Here is an 18,922-nt window from a genome sequence, read left to right on the forward strand (position 1 = left end):
CAAATTATTGAACCGCCGTATACGGAACCGTACGTACGGTGGTGTGAGAGGGTCGAACGAATCAAAATTCCGATTCGTTCACTCTACTCGATTGTTGTTGTTTTACGAACGAATTGTTTTTCCACGTTTTCTGTAAACCACATAGCTTCTAGATAAATATTTTAATGGCAAGCTGAAAACATGAACTAGGCGTGTGAATGGCCATGTTGCAAAAATTCCAAAGGCAGCTAATATATGAATTTTGAACCAAACAGGAACAGTTTCCATTAAACTTGCATCAGGTTGGAAAATGAATAAACCTCTAAACCAAGGACCGATCGTTGTACGGTAATCAAATCCATGTGAATCAATATTAAACACTGTAGCAAATAATCCTGAACCCATCACGATGAGTAAAAAGAAGAGGGCAACGAAGTCTCCTTTTGAACTAGTTGAACGGACTCTTTTTACAGTCAATCTCCGTTGATATAGGATGAGTAAGCCGATAAAAGCAACAATTCCAGCTGGTAATCCGAAAATAAGCGATATATTATGGTAAAAATGCTTTGAAATCCCCATCATTTCGTAGACAGATATTGGAATCAGAATGCCCATCACATGTCCACCAAATACAAAAATGATGCCCCAATGAAATAGAGTGCTGCCAAGTCGAAGTTTTTTCTTTTCTAAAATTTCGCTTGATTTCGAAGTCCAGCCAAATTGATCGTGCTGATAACGATAAATATGACCACCAACAAAAATCGTTAAAGCTAGATAAGGAAGGATAACCCATAAAAATTGATCCATCATAATGTACTCCCTTCGGCGGAGAATTCCTCTTCGATCTGTGAACTGGCTAATATACTGGCTTCAAGTAAATGGTGATAGATACTTTCACTTTCTATTAATTTATTTTTTAACTCGATCATTTGCGATTGATATTTTCCAAGAACGGTTCGAACAGAAGAGAGATTTGCAATCGATGCAAATTCTAACAGTAAGGGCAAATAATCAGGCAATTCTTGATCGGTTACTTTAAATCCAGCCGCTTGATAAATTGTTTTTAATGCGAGAAGTTCCATCCCTCGTTCTCGTTGTTCTCCATTATTTCCATAGGTTAAATACATATTGGTTTTTTTCCCAAAATCGAATAAATAGATATATTCTTGAATAAACTTTTCTGGATCGCTTTTTTTGGCCGTAAGTAAAAAATTTGCGATTGGCTGATGGAGTTGTGGCTGTGTAATTGCTTGTAATTCCTTCTCACAATCTCCTAATCCTTCTCTCCATTGTTGATTCGGGTAGGAGAGAAGGAAAGAGGTACAACGAAACACAGTTTGAAGCTCGTTCGAATCCATGTCAATTACTCCTTTATCTTTTTATCAAAATACGTTTTCTGGGCTAAACAACGATCGCTTGGATGCTCCTAGCTACTGGAGGTGAATGAATGTACTTTCTGTGGCAAACTGCGCTACAGATCAGTCGAAACTTGCGAAATCCGTACGCCGAGGAGCAGGTGCTTTCGCATTTGTTGACGTCTAGCTCCAGCGCCTATCGGCTAGCGAATTTCTCCGTTTTCTTCCTCCGATAAGTCAACATCGGCTCGTGGAATACCTCGCCGTGTTTCCTTTATCTCAGTCGAAAACTACGAAAATTCGTCCGCCGATAATCAAGTCGCTTCCGCCTTTGTTTTTACAATGTTCCGCAGCTTCCGGGTCCTCCTGCGAAGTCTAGGCCACAAGCTCCTTGTTCCATATAAAGATCGGCTACTTCTTCTTTATGAGAAGGGGGGATCACGAAACGATCTTGATATTTTGCAATTGCCAAAAGACGATACATTTGTTCGATTTGTTCGCTTGTTAAGTTGACTTCTTTTAATAGATTCTCGTTTATTGGTTTATTTGTTTGGACAGAACGCATATGACTTCTCATAACGGCCATTTTTTTCAAGGTTGAGCGAATATGGTGTTCATCACCAGCTGTTAAGAGATTAGCAAGATACTCAATTGGTATTCTCATATTGTCTATAGCCGGGAATATATCTTCTGCGGAAACATTGCTTCCAACTCCTTCAATTGTATTCATAATCGGGCTAAGAGGTGGAATATACCAAACCATTGGCATTGTCCGATATTCTGGATGAAGGGGAAGAGCAATTTTCCAATCAATAATCATTTTATAAATCGGTGATTTTTGAGCTGCGATGATCCAATCTTCTGGAATACCTTCTGCTCGAGCGGCTGCGATGACTTCTGGATCATGAGGATCGAGAAATACTTTGAGCTGCTCATGATATAATTGCTTTTCATCTTCTACAGAAGCTGCTTCTTGTACCCGATCCGCATCATATAGCATGACACCGATATAGCGAATCCGGCCGACACATGTTTCTGAGCAAATCGTTGGCATACCTGCTTCGATTCTTGGAAAACATAATGTACATTTTTCCGCTTTATTCGTTTTCCAGTTAAAATATACTTTTTTATACGGGCAAGAAGAAACACAAAATCTCCAGGCACGGCAGGCGTTTTGATCGACAAGGACGATACCATCCTCATCGCGTTTATACATCGCTCCACTTGGACATGAAGACACACATGAAGGATTTAAACAATGTTCACAAATTCGTGGGAGATACATCATAAAGACATCTTCAAATTCAGTCCGAATGGATTCTTCCATTTTTTCAACATTTGGATCGCGATGAGCGGTAACATGTGCTCCGGCCAAGTCATCTTCCCAGTTTGGTCCCCAAAGGATTTCCATATATTCATCCGTAAGAGCTGATTTAGGGCGTGCTACTGGTTGATGTTTTTTTGCTGGACTATTTGTTAAAGTTTCATAATCATAGTTCCATGGTTCATAATAATCATCAATGGTTGGTTGATAAGGATTATAGAATAAACTAATGAGTCGATTTGTTTTTGAACCTGATTTCAACTCAAGTTTCCCGCGACGGAGTTCCCATCCACCTTGGTATTTTTCTTGATCTTCCCAACGTTTCGGATAACCAATCCCTGGTTTTGTTTCAACATTATTAAAGTACATATATTCTGCACCAGGGCGATTCGTCCATGTGTTTTTACATGTAACACTACACGTATGACAACCGATACATTTATCTAAATTCATTACCATTCCGACTTGTGCTTTAATCTTCAAGCCAATCAACCTCCTTAAGCTTGCGAATGACCACATTTAAATCACGTTGGTTTCCTGTAGGCCCATAGTAGTTCCAGCCATAGCTTAATTGGGCATATCCACCAATCATATGAGTAGGCTTCACATGAATGCGTGTTGGACTATTATGTGTACCTCCACGATTATGGGTCAGTTTTGATCCAGGTACGTTAATGTGTCGGTCTTGAGCATGATGCATAAAGGCCATTCCTCTAGGAATACGATGGGAAACGACTGCACGTGCTACGACAACACCATTTCGGTTGAAACATTCGATCCAATCATTATCTTGAATATTGGCTTCAAGAGCATCATCTTTATTCATCCAGACAGTCGGTCCACCTCGGAAAAGGGTTAACATTGGCTGTGAATCAAAGTACATACTGTGTATGGACCACTTATTATGTGGAGTTAAATAATTTAATGTAATTTCTTTTCCTTCAATATCTGGTCGATTCGAATGAAACGGTTTATGTTGTAAAATCGGCTTAAATGTCGCCATATTTTCTCCAAACTCCGTCATCATTTCATGATCGAGATAGAAACTCTGTCTACCCGTAATAGTACGGAATGGAATCAGTCTTTCAATATTGGTTGTAAATGGTGAATATCTTCTTCCACCTTTTTCAGAACCACTGAAAGCAGGGGAGGTGATGACTGTTTTCGGTTGTGCTGTAATTTGATCAAATGTAAAGCACTCTTCCTCCCGTTCTTGTGCTAAATCCTTTAATTGTAAATTCGTCACTTTTTCAAGGGATTCCCAAGCCTTCACAGCCATTCTTCCGTTCGTGGTAGAGGAAAGAGTTAAAACAGCCTCTGAAGCTTTTCTTGCATCACTAATATCTGGGCAGCCTTTCGAAAGTCCCCCATGGTGTGTTCCGAGTATGCCTTTCAATTTTTCATATTCATCCTTAGCAGACCATGAAATTCCTTTTGTTCCAATCGGTTGTTTTCCAACGTTGGTACCGAGGGCATTTATCTTTTCATAAATGGTTCGGTAATCTCTTTCTACTACATTGATTTGTGGCATCGTTTTTCCAGGAATCGGTTCACATTCTCCTTTTGACCAATCTTTAATTTTTCCTAGCGGTTGTGCCATTTCCTGAGGTGTATCATGAAGAAGAGGATTGGCGACAACTTCTTTCATTGGCTCAAGTCCCACTTCATTGGCCAGTTCACTTACCGCTTTTGCTAGAGTTTTGAAAATGCTCCAATCTGATCGGGCTTCCCAAGGTGACGAAATTGCTGCATTAAAAGGATGAACGAAAGGGTGCATATCTGTACTAGATAAGTCTTCTTTTTCATACCAAGTGGATGCTGGGAAAATAACATCCGAATAAAGTGCAGTTCCCGCCATGCGGAAATCCAAGTTAATAAGTAAGTCTAATTTTCCTTCTGGGGCTTTATCACGCCAAGTAATCTCTTCAGGACGGATACTATCTTGATCCTCATTTAATAAGCCATGAGTTGTACCAAGTAAATGTTTTAAGAAATATTCATGACCTTTTCCAGAACTAGAAATTAAATTTGCTCGCCATACAATTAAGTTGCGAGGGAAATTATTCTCATTATCTGGATCTTCAATCGAAAAACGCAATTGCTTTTCTTTTAATTGTTTTGCGACAAATTGACCGATTTCTTCCGGTGTCGAATACCCTTTTTGGACCGCTTCTTCATATAAATGAATCCCGTTTTTCTCAAATGTGGGGTAAGAAGGGAGCCAACCAAGTCTTGCAGCTAAAACATTGTAATCTCCATGATGCTGGTAGCGAGATTCCCCTAATACTGGGGACGCAAGTGTTCCGACTGGTGTATCTTCATAGCGCCATTGATCGGTGGCAAAGTAGAAAAAGGAAGTTCCATTTTGCAATTTTGGTGGGCTTCCCCAGTCTTTGGCCATCGCAATGGTTTGCCAACCTTCAACCGGTCTTAATTTTTCCTGACCAACATAATGAGCCCATCCGCCACCATTTACTCCTTGTGCTCCAACAAATAAAATTAAATTGAGGACAGCACGGTAAATGGTATCTGAATTGAACCAGTGGTTAATTCCAGCGCCAACGATGATCATGGAACGACCATTGGTATCAATCGCATTTTGTGCGAATTCACGAGCAATTTTTGTCACTAAATCTTTTTTCACTCCAGTTATTTTCTCCTGCCATCCTGGTGTGAATGGAATATCATCATCATATGAAGTGGCTACTTCACCACCGATTCCACGATCCACTCCATAATTTGCTAGGACTAGATCAAAAACACTCGTATAGTAGATTTCTTCCCCATCATTTTTGATGATTTTTTTCATTGGTACGGCACGTTCTAATGTATGATTGCCTTCATCTGAGAAGTAAGGAATGAGCACTTTTCCGATTGCTTCTTCTTTCCCTAGTAAAGTAAGACATGGGTCAATGGTTTCATTCGTCTCCTCATCTTGGAGTTTTAAATTCCATTTTCCTTTCTTTTCCCAACGAGAGCCCATCGTGCCATTCGGTACAGCAAATTGGTTAGATTGCTCATTCCAAACAACAGGTTTCCAGTCACTATTTTCCGAGACTCTTCCGATGTCACCAGCATTTAAGAATCGGTCAGCGGTAAATTGATCTCCCGATTTTTTTAGGGTGACTAGAAATGGGAAATCTGTATATTTTTTTGCGTAGTTTGTAAAATAATTAACTTGTTGATCAAGATAAAACTCTTTTAAAATAACATGTCCCATCGCCATTGCGACAGCGCCGTCCGTTCCCTGTTTCACACTTAGCCAATCGTCCGCAAATTTTGTTGATTCAGCGTAATCAGGGCTCATGGATACGACTTTTGCTCCGCGGTAACGAGCTTCAGCTAAAAAGTGGGCATCTGGGGTACGTGTTAATGGGACATTTGAACCCCATGTAATAATGTATCCAGAGTTATACCAATCAGAGCTTTCGGGAACATCTGTTTGATCCCCCCAAACTTGCGGAGAAGCAGGAGGAAGGTCAGCATACCAATCATAGAAACTTAACATTGGACCTCCCATAAGCGACATAAAACGAGATCCCCCAGCAAAACTTAACATGGACATAGCAGGAATAGGTGAAAATCCGACATTTCGGTCAGGACCATATTTCATGACCGTATATAGGAGAGAAGCTGCTACTAATTTAGCGGATTCTTCCCAAGTAGAACGAACAAATCCACCTTTTCCTCGAGCTTGTTTATATTGCTTTGCTTTATCTGGATCTTCTACAATACTTTTCCATGCCTCTAAGGGGTTCGTATGTTTGGTTAATGCTTCTCGCCACATATTTAAAAGCACGCCACGAATGTACGGATATTTCACGCGAAGAGGGCTATAAATATACCAAGAGAAACTTGCTCCCCTAGGACAACCGCGTGGTTCAAAATCGGGCATATCCGGACCGGTAGATGGATAATCCAATTGTTGTCCTTCCCACGTGACAATTCCGTCCTTGACATATATATTCCAAGAACAAGATCCTGTACAGTTCACACCATGGGTCGAGCGGACTACTTTATCATATTGCCAACGACGGCGGTAGGCATTTTCCCATTCTCTATTTCCTTCATGTATTTCACTATGATTTTGATTAAAGCGCTCAGTTGGAGCAAAATATCGCAATCTTTTTGCTAAAGGTGATTTTTTTTGTTTCATGATTCGTACACTCCTTTAAGTTGTGCTAACGTACTTTCACTATAAGCTTTACTGAACTTAATAGGTGTTAAGTTCGTCACATATTATTTTACTGTCACAATATTGTCAATCGGTTTGAATATTAAGAATTTGGCATTATTCATAGAATTTTTCCTAAAAAAGGGAAAAAACTCAACAATTATTATTCATTTTAAAATATCGTTTGAATTGCAATAAAAAAATGTGATACAATTTTGTTGAATTCGAATTTTCTGACATATCAGGCAAAGGGGGAAAAAATGTGAATGTACCTTTAGTTTTGACTCAATTTTTAGATCGAGCCGTTACCTATTATGGTGATAAAACTGGGGTGATCTGTGATGACCGTTCTTTTACATATCATCAACTGAACGAACGAGTTAATCAGCTTTCACACGGATTAAAAGGTTTGGGGGTACAAAAAGGGGACAAGGTAGCTTATTTAGCGCCGAATACACTTGAAATGTTAGAGGGATTTTACGGAATCTTCCAATTAGGGGCTATCATGGTTCCGTTAAATATTCGTTTAAAACCAGACGATTATTTATTCATCTTAAATCATAGTGAATCTAAAATATTATTCGTGGACGGGGATTTATACGATTTGATTGTACCAATTAAAGATCAATTGGAGACGGTGAAAACAATTATTGTTCATTATAAAAATGAGGATACAAATGAAATCGATTATGATGTTTGGTTAAATGAACAACCGAAGACGGCTTTTGATCGAGCTCTATTAGATGAAAATGATGTTTGTAGTTTACTGTATACTAGTGGTACGACTGGAAACCCAAAAGGAGTTATGCTGACCCATCGGAATAATTATATCCATGCATTATCAACTATGCATCATTTGCGAGTGACTGATCAGGACAAATATTTACATATTTTGCCGATGTTTCATGTAAATGGTTGGGGTTCCCCATTCTACTATACCGCAAATGGCGCCACACATGTTTGTTTACGTAAGCCTAGTCCACAGGCTATTTTTGAACATATTCTAAAACATCGTGTTTCAGTCATGCATATGGCACCGACTGTATTAAATAGCCTTATTCAATATCATGAGGAAAATGTTCCACAAATAGAACAGGATGTAAGAGTTGTAATAGCAGGATCTGCTCCACCTCCATCTTTTGTGGCAAAAGTGGAACAAGAACTTGGTTGGGAATTTATTCAAGTATATGGAATGACTGAATCATCTCCATTAAGTCTATTTTCACGTGTTCGTAGCCATTTTGAAGATTTACCAATTAAAGAACAATATCGTATGAAAGCAAAGGCTGGGTATGCGATGATAGGGACGCAAGTGAAGGTGGTTAACGATCTCGGAGAAGAAGTGGAAAAAGACGGAAAACAAATCGGCGAAGTCATTGTACGTGGAAACGGTGTCATGTTAGGATATTGGAAAAATCAAGAAGCTACAATGGAAGCGATTCAAAATGGCTGGCTTCATACAGGTGATATGGGAACAGTTGATGAGTATGGAAATGTGGATATTGTCGATCGTAAAAAAGATGTCATCATAAGTGGCGGTGAAAATATTTCCTCCATCGAAGTAGAAGGGGTACTATATGAGCATCCAGCGGTTTTAGAAGCGGCGGTTATTGCGGTTCCTCATGAAAAATGGGGGGAGACACCACATGCTTACGTTGTATTAAGAAAGGATAAAACCGTAACAGAGAAGGAATTAATTGATTTCTCCCGTGCTAAACTAGCCCATTTTAAAGCGGTTACAGGTGTCACATTTGTTGAGGAGTTACCAAAAACAGCTTCAGGAAAAATTCAAAAGCTTCACTTAAGAAATGACTATTGGGAGTCAATTGGAAAGACAGGAAAATTTGTAAACTAATATTCAGAATGAAAACGGACGTGATCATAAGCGTCCGTTTTTTCGTTGCGATATGCTTTTCCAAGGAATGTGACATGTCTCACAGCGATCGATAGGGATTATCACTATAATAAAAAACATATCACTATATACAATTCGTGGTAGGAATAAAGTAAAAGGAGATGATCCATTGTGATTCCGCGTGATTATCATCAAGATCCTTTCATCGTAATCTGGGAATTAACGAGAGCATGTCAATTGAAATGTATTCATTGTCGAGCAGAAGCGCAGTATAGAAGGGACCCGCGTGAGCTTACTTTCGAAGAAGGAAAAGTATTAATTGATCAAATAGCCGATATGGATTCTCCCCTCCTCGTTTTTACTGGTGGGGATCCCCTTATGAGACCAGATGTGTTCGATTTGGCCCGTTATGCTGTAGAAAAAAATATTCGAGTTTCAATGACACCGAGTGCAACTCCAAATGTAACGAAAGAAGCAATCCAACAAGGAAAGGAAGCAGGGTTATCACGTTGGGCATTTAGTCTAGATGGTCCTACGGCTGAAATTCATGATCATTTCAGGGGAACGAGTGGATCATTTGATTTGACCCTCGAAAGGATTCATTGGCTTCATGAACTAGATATGCCTGTCCAAATTAATACCGTTATTTCAAAATATAATATTGATGCGCTTGATCAAATGGCCAAATTAGTAGAGGAACTTGGATGTGAATTATGGAGTGTGTTCTTTTTAGTCCCAACTGGTCGTGGGAAAGAAAATGATATGGTTTCTCCAGTAGAACATGAAAAAGTAATGCGTTGGCTTTATGAAGTAAGCAAAAAGGTACCTTTTGATATTAAAACGACAGCTGCTCAACATTATCGAAGAGTTGTGATTCAGCAAAAAATGCGTGAATCCAAAAATATGGAACAACAAATCCATTATGAAATGGCACTTCAGGAAGGAAAAACAGGAAGAATTGATGGTCTAGGTCGGGCACCAAAAGGTGTAAATGATGGAAATGGTTTTGTATTTATTTCCCATATAGGCGATGTCTTTCCTAGTGGACTACTACCTATTAAAGGAGGGAATGTCCGGGACGAAAGCTTGGCTTCCATTTACCGCGATTCACCGATCTTTAAAGAACTACGAAATCCAGACAGCTATAAAGGAAAATGTGGTGTATGTGAATTCCGAAATGTGTGTGGGGGTTCACGTTCTCGTGCCTATGCTTTAACTGGTGATTATTTAGAAAGTGAACCAGCATGTGTCTATATACCAAAAGCAATGCGAAAAGAAAAAAAGAAAGCATAACAAATGCGGAAGCGCCTCGCCCATCGGCGCTGAAGACTTGCCGTGGACAACATTTTTAAAGGGTGATATCAACAATCCTAAATTTTATAATCGTAAAAAAAGATTGTGTGCATTTTAGTTTGCACACAATCTTTTTTCTCTTTATTCAATACTACAATAAATAGCAGGGCAATTTTCACAACCAATTTCGTCTTTTAAAAATTGAAGATCATGAATGGTAATTTTTCCTTTTTTCATAGAGATAATGCCGTCGTGTTTTAATTCATTCAAAATCCGGTTCACACTTTCCCTGGAGGTCCCACAGAAATTTCCTAGCTCCTGATTGGTTAGTGGTAAATCAATTAGAATTCCCTTTTTCGTTTCCACACCATAACTATTGGTCATTCGGATTAGCGTTGAGAATAGCGCCCCTTTTTTTCCGTGTAGCACTAAATCGCGAAATTTGGTCTGTGTTTTTCGGAAATGATCACTCATCCATTTCATAAATTCTAATGCTAAAGTGCTGTCTTTAAATAGTTCCTTTTCTAGTTGATCTTTCAAAATCACAGCGGCCTCACCATCTTCAATCACTTTAGCTGTTAATAAATATTGAGGGGAGTAGGTGAAAAGAGTTAGTTCTCCACAAATTTCATTTTCTCCACATATACGAAGGGAGAGTTCACGACCATCTGGAGTGATTTTACTAATTTGAACCTTTCCAGATAAAATAATATAAAGTCCTTCCGCCGTCATCCCTTCTTGGAATAAATAATCCCCTTTTTTTATTTTGATCCTTCTTTCAGAAAATCGAATAAGTTCTTTAATTTCGACTGAATGAGTTGATTTTAATGGTTGTGAGGTCATAAAACATCACCTTTTCTTTTATAAATAGTTATTCACTATGCAAATGATAATAAGGAATATAGAATAACATAAAAATCGGATTGGGAACATCTTCTATTTATTATAGCTAATTTAAATAAAAGTGACAGAAAAATGAACCATATGCTAAATGTGAAGTTCATCACACCTTTTCATGAGGACATTACCTACTATATAGTCATAAGGTTCAGCATTGATAACATTGCTATGAACAATTGTCGTTGAGAGGAGAATTTAGAAATGAAAGTCCAAAAATTACAGCTCCCATTGCAAACATTTAGTTTAATAGCGGGATTCATGGTTTGGGTGATTATTTCATCGTTAATGCCTTTTATTAAAGAGGATATTTCTTTAACACCTGGACAATTATCACTGGTCACAGCAGTACCTGTTATACTTGGATCGATTTTACGTGTTCCTATTGGTTATTGGACAAATAAGTACGGTGCAAGAAAAATATTTTCAATTAGCTTTATTTTATTAATCTTTCCTGTTTATTTTATAAGTATTGCCGATAGTTTAACAGACCTTTTGATTGGTGGTCTTTTTATTGGAATTGGTGGGGCGATCTTTTCAGTAGGGGTAACATCTATTCCAAAATATTATCCGCGTGAGAAACATGGACTTGTGAATGGAATTTATGGAGCAGGGAATATAGGTACGGCTGTGACAACCTTCTCTGCCCCAGTTTTAGCTGTGAAATTTGGTTGGCAAACCACTGTACAACTACTCATTATTCTTTTGATCGCATTTGCGGTACTAAACTTCTTTTTAGGTGATAAAAAAGAGCCAAAAGTGAATACACCATTAATGCAACAAATTAAAAGTGTTTACAAAAATCCTAAATTATGGTTTTTAAGTTTATTCTATTTTTTAACTTTTGGGGCTTTCGTTGCCTTTACCATTTACCTTCCAAACTTTTTAGTGTCTCATTTTGAATTAGACAAAGTAGACGCAGGTATGAGAACCGCTGGATTTATCGTGTTAGCAACAGCAATGAGACCAATTGGTGGTTGGCTTGGGGATAAATTTAATTCATTCAAAATTTTAATGATTGTATTTACATGTTTAACTCTCTCAGGTTTATTATTAGCATTTACACCTTCTTTATTATTATATACAATTGGTTGTTTGGCAATTGCTTTTTTCGCTGGAATTGGAAATGGAACGATCTTTAAACTTGTCCCACTTTATTTTTCAAAACAGGCTGGTATTGTCAATGGAATCGTCTCAGCGATGGGGGGGCTTGGAGGCTTTTTCCCACCTCTCATTCTATCCATTCTATTCAATTTAACTGGCCATTACGCCATAGGATTTATGGCTTTATCACAAGTTGCATTAGCCAGTTTGATCATTGTCATTATGATGTATTATCAAGAAAACTTAGAGTTAGCCAAGAATGTCATCAACCATACAGCTGAGGCTATTCTCATCACTGATATAGAGGGAAAAATATTAAATGTGAATCCAGCATTTACTGCGATTACAGGGTATGATTCATCTGAAATGATAGGTCAAACACCGCGTGTATTGCAGTCGGGTAAACATAAAAAGGAATTTTACCAGATGATGTGGGATACTATAAAAGTAAAAGGATTCTGGCAAGGGGAAATTTGGAATAAGAAAAAAACGGGTGAACTTTATTTGCAATGGTTAACCATTAGTGCGGTTAAAAATGAAGCAGGTGAAGTGAAAAATTACGTAGGGATGTTTAGTGAGTTAAGTAGGGATGATAAAGGCCATTTAGCTTAATCATTTACGGGGAGCTATTTATAAGATTGCTCCTCTTTCTATTTAAAGTGATATTTATAAGATTGCTCCTCTTTCTATTTAAAGTGATATTTGTCACAATTGTATGAGGATTCATTTGTTAAAATAAACAAATATTTCGTTCTACGGGGGAGTTGAGAACATTGACGGATAAAATTTTCGATAAATTACAACGACCATTACGAGATTTACGAATTTCTGTCACAGATCGATGTAATTTTCGTTGTCAATATTGTATGCCTGCCGAAATATTTGGAAAGGACTTTGCTTTTTTACCGAAAAGTGAGGTACTTACCTTTGAGGAAATTGAAAGAGTGGCTATTATCTTTCGGGATTTAGGGGTAAAAAAAATTAGAATTACCGGTGGGGAGCCCTTCATGCGCAAGGATTTACCTCAATTACTGAAAAGGTTATCAAGGATAGAGGGTATTGATGATATTGGGTTAACAACGAATGGGTTATTATTACCGAAATACTCCAGTGAAATATTTTCTGCAGGAATTAAACGAGCGAATGTTAGTTTAGATGCTATAGATAATGAGATTTTCACCAAAATGAATGGGCGTGGTGTCCGCTCGGAAGCAGTCATAAAAGGGATAGATGCCGCATTGGCAGCTGGATTAAAGGTAAAAGTGAACATGGTTGTTCAAAAAGGGGTCAATGATTGTGAAATCATTCCAATGGCCAAATTATGTCGTGAAAAAAGGGTTTCTTTAAGATTTATTGAATTTATGGATGTTGGGAATACCAATGGATGGAATTGGGATCAAGTCATGTCGAAAAAAGAGATTTTTCAACTATTATCTCAACATTTCGAAATGAAACCGGTCGACCCCTCTTATTTTGGAGAAGTTGCCAAAAGATATAAGTATAATGACACAGGAACAGAGGTGGGGTTTATAACGTCTGTTTCTGAATCCTTTTGTTCAAGTTGTACACGTATAAGACTTTCGGCGGATGGAAAACTCTTTACTTGTTTATTTGCAAACGATGGATTTGATCTTCGTCAATTAATGCGTTCTAATGCTTCAGATGTTATGATAAAAGAGAAAATGATCCAAATTTGGAATCATCGTGAAGATCAATATTCCTCTGAACGGCAAAGTAAAGGGACACGTAAGAAATCTAAGATCGAAATGTCATATATCGGAGGGTAACTGAACAAGAGGTGTAAAATGTTTAAATCTAAGTATAAAGACTCAAAATTTTTAGAACTAGAAAATGAAATAAAGGCATTAAAAGATGAATTAGTACAAAAGGAACAGGATAAGACAATTTGGCTTTCGAAGCTCAAAAGGGAACTTACAGACGTAATTGTCCAACATGAGCATGTCAATGGACAACATCACGAGTTGGGAGATCTGGTTGATCAGATTGAAGAGAAATTTACGAATGTAGCTCATTTAAGCGAACAAAGTTCAAATAAATCCACATCACTTTTGGATAAGGGAGATTCTTTACATGATTATTCTGTCAAGATGGTGAAAAAATCTCAAGAGGGGAATCAATACGTAAAGAATGCAGAACAAGTCATCCAACAATTAGGAGAGAACATAAAAACATCGGAACAAAATATGGCCCAGTTACATCAACGTTCAAAAGAAGTTCATACAATCGTTGAAGTTATTAAAACAATTGCAGATCAAACGAATTTACTCGCTTTAAATGCATCCATTGAAGCTGCTCGTGCAGGTGAGCATGGAAAAGGATTTGCCGTTGTTGCACAGGAAGTAAAAAAACTTGCTGAAAGTACGACCGATAGTATCTCACATATTCAAACATTAACATCAGCCATTCAAAAGGAAATTTCTGAAGCTTTAGCTTCCACTAAATTAAGTACAGAACTTGTAGAAAAAGGAATGGCTGTTAGTTCAGAAACATCAGAACAAATTGCTCAAGTTTTACAATCTATTAATCATAGTCAACTAAACATAAATGAAATGAAGGAAATGATAGGAGAACAGAAAAATCTATCCTTACAAGTTGAAAACGAAATGCAACAGGCGAAACAACTGTTTAATTTGGCACATGAACTTATTTTACAACATATTGAAGATGCAAAAATGGTTGATCAGAGGCTTGAAAAAGGGATTCAACAATTAAATGAAAACTAAAGGGTGATCAAAGTGATAGAACGCCGAAAACCAATTTCTGTAGGAGAAGCTGTTCAAAGAATAATGGAATGGAAAAAGTACGGGGATGAAGAATATGTGTCTATTGAAAAAAGTGATGGACGTTTTTTAAGTCAGCCTCTTAAAGCGGACCATGATGTCCCCCATTTTGACCGTTCACCTTACGATGGGTTCGCCATTCGAAGTGAAGATACTGACAGTTGTTCTAATGAACAGCCGATTCAATTAGAAGTTGTGGATGAAATCGGGGCTGGACAAGTGAGCTCTTTCCATTTGAAACAAAATCAAGCGATTCGGATTATGACAGGGGCCGCCATTCCGAGTGGAGCTGATTGTGTAATTATGCTTGAACTGACGAGTGAAGCAGAAAAAGATGGGAAAAAGTTCATCACGATCAAACGTAAAATGAAAAAAGGTGAAAATATCTCTTTTCAAGGTGAGGATGCAAAAAAAGGGGATAAACTAATCGAAGAAGGAACAAAAGTGAATCCTGGTGTTAAGGCACTGCTCGCGACCTTTGGATATAACCAAGTGCCTGTGGTTCGTCGACCAATCATTGGTGTATTAGCAACGGGTTCTGAACTATTAGAGGTGGATGAACCATTACAATCTGGAAAGATTCGTAATTCAAATGGTCATATGATTATTTCTCAAGTTGAACGTGCAGGGGGAGTAGTCAGACGGTATGGACAATGTGAGGATCATTTAGAGGACGTGTTGAAAACGGTTCAACTTGCGGTGGAAGAATGTGATTTTGTTATTACAACAGGGGGAGTCTCAGTCGGTGATTTTGATTATTTACCGGAAATATACGATCGATTAGGTGCAAAAAAATTATTTAATAAAATCGCGATGAGACCAGGTAGTGTGACGACAGCAGCTGTTTGTAATGGAAAATTATTATTTGGTCTATCTGGGAACCCGTCAGCGTGTTACGTTGGATTCGAATTATATGTTCGTCCTATTATACGTTATTGGTTGCATCAATCTAAGCCTTTTTTAGCTAAAGGCACGGCGATACTACAAAAAGATTTTCCAAAGGCGAATCCATTTAATCGATTTGTTCGCAGTCAACTCCACTATGGAGAAGGGGGGAGACTATTTGTCAGTCCAGTAGGATTAGATAAATCAAATGTTGTCACATCCCTTGCTTGGGCCAATTGTTTAATGGTATTGCCTGGAGGTACAAGGGGATTTAAAACAGGGGATCTTGTCGATGTTCTTCTCTTAGAAGATGAAACAGGAAGTGATGTACCGTGGCAAGAAAGCAAAAAATCTTCCAAGTTGTAGGCTACCAAAATAGCGGAAAGACGACCCTTATCCAATATATTATTAAGAGTGCCAAAGCACATAATATTGCGGTAGGTACGATTAAACATCATGGACATGGGGGTCTCCCCTATATTGGGGATGAGGGGAAGGACACTTCCACTCATCGTGAAAATGGGGCTATTGCAACGGCTGTGGAAGGCGAAGGGATCGTTAATATCGTTGCAACCATCGAACAGCCTTCTATTCAAAATATATTATCCATTTACAAACTCCTTCCGATTGATTTTATTTTGATCGAGGGATACAAACAACATCCATTTCCGAAAGTGGTTCTTATAAGAGAAGAAGTGGATCTCATCCTTTTAAACCAATTGAAAAATATCCAGGCGGTCATTTCTGATGTGGATCTCAAACATCTTAAACTCTCCGTTCCGGTATTTTTAAGAAAAGAAAAAGCCCCATTCACCAATTGGTTATGGGGTACACAATATATATAAAAGAGGGGATATCAGATTTTGGGGACTGGCCCCAAAAGAGAAATTTAATCGTTAAGTACGCTAATAGGATACTGCTAAGATCGTGAAATTCGGTTAAATTGTTTCCATTCGTTCGGCAAGAAGTCTTTTTTCCTCATCAGACAACATTTGCTCAGCCATGGGAAATAAGACGCTTTCTTCTTTCATAAAATGCGAAGTTAAGACTTCATATGCGGTAACGATATATTGTGCGAATCCAAGGGCCTCTTCCTTCGTCAGTTTATCAGACATAAGGGAGGTCTGTTCTAAAAAGAGACGAATATTTTCATTTGCCAATGAATGCTCGTATTCCATCATCGCAATCGGCCCTAATTCTTTCCCTATATGAGCTGTCATCATTTCAAATAGACCATCTTCTTCCCTTCGTGAATGTTGATCAAGTGCTCTTTGGAATGAAAGAACTTTTTCACGAAGTTGTAACAGATGATTTCGTGGATCAGTTGATGAACTCGTTTGTTTAGCCCTTTCATATAGATCTTGCTTCATTTCATTCAACGGTGAATGTTCCTGATAAAGTCTTACTAATGGTTCGCAAAATTGAGAAATAGGGCGATTCCCTTGGCCTGGCACTTTACCGCAACATAATTCCATTCAACATCCCTCCTAACGTTTACAAGATTATTATACTTGATGGAATTGGTAAAAGTTGTGATAAAGATCACAAACTTCGAAAAAATAGGAGTGAACGGGCAATGAGTCGAAAAATGTACACAATTTTAAAGGATTTACCGCTTTTTAAACATTTATCAGATCAAGAGATTGAGTCAATAGCGTTAACCTCCAAGAAGAAAACAGTGAAAAGAGGGGAGCATATTTTTTTTCAAGGGGAAAAGCATGAGGCTGTTTATTTTATTGACGAAGGTACGATCAAAATTTATCGAAATGATATTCAAGGGAGAGAACAGATTGTTGCTGTCTTAAAGTCAGGAGATATGTTTCCTCATATTGGTTTCTTCCAAAAAAGTGAATATCCAGCTAATTCAATTGCGATGGAGCAAACCGACCTCATCTATATTCTATTATCTGAATTTGAGAAAGTTTTACTAGAACAGCCTGAGACAGCGGTGAAATTATATCGGATGATGGGAGAGAAAATCTCTGAATTGCAGCAACGATTGGAAGCGCAAATATTAAACGATACATATGAGAAATTTATTAAGTGGCTTCTCCGATTTGGCAATAGTTATGGAAAGGAAACGGAGGATGGAATGGTTTCTGTCATGATTCCTTTAACGAATAAAGAAATCGCCCAAATGATTGGGACAACAAGGGAGACGGTTAGTCGTATTTTAACTAAAATGAAAAATCACAACCTTGTTCATTCAGATAAAAAAAATAAATATATTTACGATCCAGAAAGTTTAACAAATGAATTAATAAAAGAAAAAGAATAAAAAAAGAAGAGTCTCATGACTGAACTAAGTCCCTTATGATCATTAGGGAGGTCAGCTGTTATGAGACTCCTTAAAAGAATTAACCTAATTCTTTAATTCTTTTAAATAATATATTATTTTCTAAATGTACATGGCGGAATGTATCATCTTCCAAGGCTTCTAACCGATTATAGACAAGTTGGTAAGTACGGCAAGCTCCCATTGGTGGGACAAAATCATTTGTTACATCGCGTAATTGTTTTAAAGCTTGACCGACTGCATCATGTTCTGATTCAAGCCCATCTAATTGAGCCAGTAATTTATTTAAATTCTCACTTGAAGGATCGTTTTCGTAGATTTTTACATAGGGAAATAGTTCTGTCTCTTCTTTAATAATATGTTGTTCTAATTCTGTTTTAATTGTATGAAAAAGGGAGTGAACTTCTTTTAAGTGTGGGGAATCCACACCATGTACACGTAAAACTTTTGTCACATAAGGTGTAAGCTGTGGAAACTCTTCATTTAAATAGCGATGATGAGTATTCACGACATAGTCGACAATAGAAGAGAGGTCGGCGGTCATCCAATCCTGTTGTACCCCCTCTGTATTCATCTCTTCATATAGGCCATTTAAGGTAGAGACTAATACTTCTGCATCAAGTCCCCTTTCACTAGCAGCCTCTTTAATTGGACGATTTCCTCCACAACAAAAATCAATTCTATTTTTCTTAAATAAATCACTTGATTTCGGTAAATCATTGACAATTTCTCCAATGATACTATCTACAGTAAATGGATAAGCCATTTGTACATCTCTCCTTTATCATTTGATGTACTTCTATCATAATAGAATGTTTTATTTCACATCGTGATACGGGTCACAGTTTAGAATTTTTATTAAATAACTCAACTTTCGCACCAAAATAATGGGTGCTAAATGTTGGCTGCATTGAGTTTAAAGTCTATTCATTTTATTGCTTGACAACCTTTTTTAAAAT

Annotated in this window: 15 protein-coding genes; 8 read left to right on the forward strand and 7 right to left on the reverse strand. The window is 37.8% G+C overall.

The window, feature by feature from the left end; all coding sequences use genetic code 11:
• Positions 1–102: 102 nt before the first annotated feature.
• From narI to J2S13_RS14215, 4 genes are all read right to left on the reverse strand, one after another.
• Positions 103–789 carry a respiratory nitrate reductase subunit gamma gene (gene narI / locus J2S13_RS14200; RefSeq protein WP_307258459.1) on the reverse strand — a complete coding sequence of 229 codons (687 nt, stop codon included), beginning with the start codon at positions 787–789 and terminating at the stop codon, positions 103–105.
• Complete coding sequence (gene narJ, locus J2S13_RS14205) at positions 786–1,337, reverse strand: nitrate reductase molybdenum cofactor assembly chaperone (protein WP_307258460.1); 552 nt, start codon at positions 1,335–1,337, stop codon at positions 786–788. Before narJ ends, narI begins: the two co-directional genes overlap by 4 nt.
• A 334-nt stretch (positions 1,338–1,671) precedes the next feature.
• Positions 1,672–3,141 carry a nitrate reductase subunit beta gene (gene narH, locus J2S13_RS14210; RefSeq protein WP_307258461.1) on the reverse strand — a complete coding sequence of 490 codons (1,470 nt, stop codon included), beginning with the start codon at positions 3,139–3,141 and terminating at the stop codon, positions 1,672–1,674.
• Positions 3,131–6,814: a nitrate reductase subunit alpha gene (locus J2S13_RS14215; RefSeq protein ID WP_307258463.1), complete on the reverse strand. Its 3,684-nt coding sequence runs from the start codon at positions 6,812–6,814 to the stop codon at positions 3,131–3,133. Before J2S13_RS14215 ends, narH begins: the two co-directional genes overlap by 11 nt.
• Positions 6,815–7,094: 280 nt before the next feature.
• Between J2S13_RS14215 and J2S13_RS14220 the strand changes: the two genes are divergently transcribed.
• Both J2S13_RS14220 and J2S13_RS14225 read left to right on the forward strand, forming a co-directional pair.
• Positions 7,095–8,687 (forward strand): long-chain-fatty-acid--CoA ligase, encoded by a 1,593-nt coding sequence (locus tag J2S13_RS14220; RefSeq protein WP_307258465.1) that lies wholly within the window; start codon positions 7,095–7,097, stop codon positions 8,685–8,687.
• A 171-nt stretch (positions 8,688–8,858) separates the two neighbouring features.
• The gene (locus tag J2S13_RS14225; protein WP_307258468.1) at positions 8,859–9,980 is read left to right on the forward strand and encodes a TIGR04053 family radical SAM/SPASM domain-containing protein; all 1,122 of its coding nucleotides are present in this window, start codon (positions 8,859–8,861) and stop codon (positions 9,978–9,980) included.
• Positions 9,981–10,121: 141 nt separating this feature from the next.
• Here J2S13_RS14225 and J2S13_RS14230 read toward each other — a convergent pair whose 3' ends face one another.
• Positions 10,122–10,823: a Crp/Fnr family transcriptional regulator gene (locus J2S13_RS14230; RefSeq protein WP_307258472.1), complete on the reverse strand. Its 702-nt coding sequence runs from the start codon at positions 10,821–10,823 to the stop codon at positions 10,122–10,124.
• A gap of 258 nt (positions 10,824–11,081) precedes the next feature.
• On the opposite strand from J2S13_RS14230, the gene J2S13_RS14235 reads away from it, so the two are divergent.
• The 5 genes from J2S13_RS14235 to mobB all read left to right on the forward strand — a co-directional run bounded on the left by J2S13_RS14235 (position 11,082) and on the right by mobB (position 16,512).
• Complete coding sequence (locus J2S13_RS14235) at positions 11,082–12,593, forward strand: nitrate/nitrite transporter (RefSeq protein ID WP_307258473.1); 1,512 nt, start codon at positions 11,082–11,084, stop codon at positions 12,591–12,593.
• A gap of 161 nt (positions 12,594–12,754) precedes the next feature.
• Positions 12,755–13,768 (forward strand): GTP 3',8-cyclase MoaA, encoded by a 1,014-nt coding sequence (gene moaA, locus J2S13_RS14240; protein WP_307258474.1) that lies wholly within the window; start codon positions 12,755–12,757, stop codon positions 13,766–13,768.
• An 18-nt stretch (positions 13,769–13,786) separates the two neighbouring features.
• Positions 13,787–14,725, forward strand: coding sequence for a methyl-accepting chemotaxis protein (locus J2S13_RS14245; RefSeq protein WP_307258475.1), 939 nt, complete (start codon positions 13,787–13,789; stop codon positions 14,723–14,725).
• A 12-nt stretch (positions 14,726–14,737) separates the two neighbouring features.
• Positions 14,738–16,033 (forward strand): molybdopterin molybdotransferase MoeA, encoded by a 1,296-nt coding sequence (locus J2S13_RS14250; RefSeq protein WP_307258476.1) that lies wholly within the window; start codon positions 14,738–14,740, stop codon positions 16,031–16,033.
• Positions 16,000–16,512 carry a molybdopterin-guanine dinucleotide biosynthesis protein B gene (gene mobB / locus J2S13_RS14255; protein ID WP_307258477.1) on the forward strand — a complete coding sequence of 171 codons (513 nt, stop codon included), beginning with the start codon at positions 16,000–16,002 and terminating at the stop codon, positions 16,510–16,512. The genes J2S13_RS14250 and mobB overlap by 34 nt, the downstream gene beginning before the upstream one ends.
• Before the next feature lie 93 nt (positions 16,513–16,605).
• On the opposite strand, the gene J2S13_RS14260 is transcribed toward mobB, so the two are convergent.
• Positions 16,606–17,142 carry a hemerythrin domain-containing protein gene (locus J2S13_RS14260; protein WP_307258478.1) on the reverse strand — a complete coding sequence of 179 codons (537 nt, stop codon included), beginning with the start codon at positions 17,140–17,142 and terminating at the stop codon, positions 16,606–16,608.
• Positions 17,143–17,243: 101 nt separating this feature from the next.
• On the opposite strand from J2S13_RS14260, the gene J2S13_RS14265 reads away from it, so the two are divergent.
• Positions 17,244–17,945, forward strand: a complete 702-nt coding sequence (locus J2S13_RS14265; protein WP_307258480.1) for a Crp/Fnr family transcriptional regulator — start codon at positions 17,244–17,246, stop codon at positions 17,943–17,945.
• A 79-nt stretch (positions 17,946–18,024) separates the two neighbouring features.
• On the opposite strand, the gene ric is transcribed toward J2S13_RS14265, so the two are convergent.
• A complete protein-coding gene (gene ric / locus J2S13_RS14270; protein WP_307258481.1) occupies positions 18,025–18,729 on the reverse strand; it encodes an iron-sulfur cluster repair di-iron protein in 705 nt (234 codons plus the stop codon).
• Positions 18,730–18,922 lie beyond the last annotated feature (193 nt).

The sequence above is a fragment of the Oikeobacillus pervagus genome, assembly GCF_030813365.1.
Lineage (GTDB): Bacteria > Bacillota > Bacilli > Bacillales > DSM-23947 > Oikeobacillus > Oikeobacillus pervagus.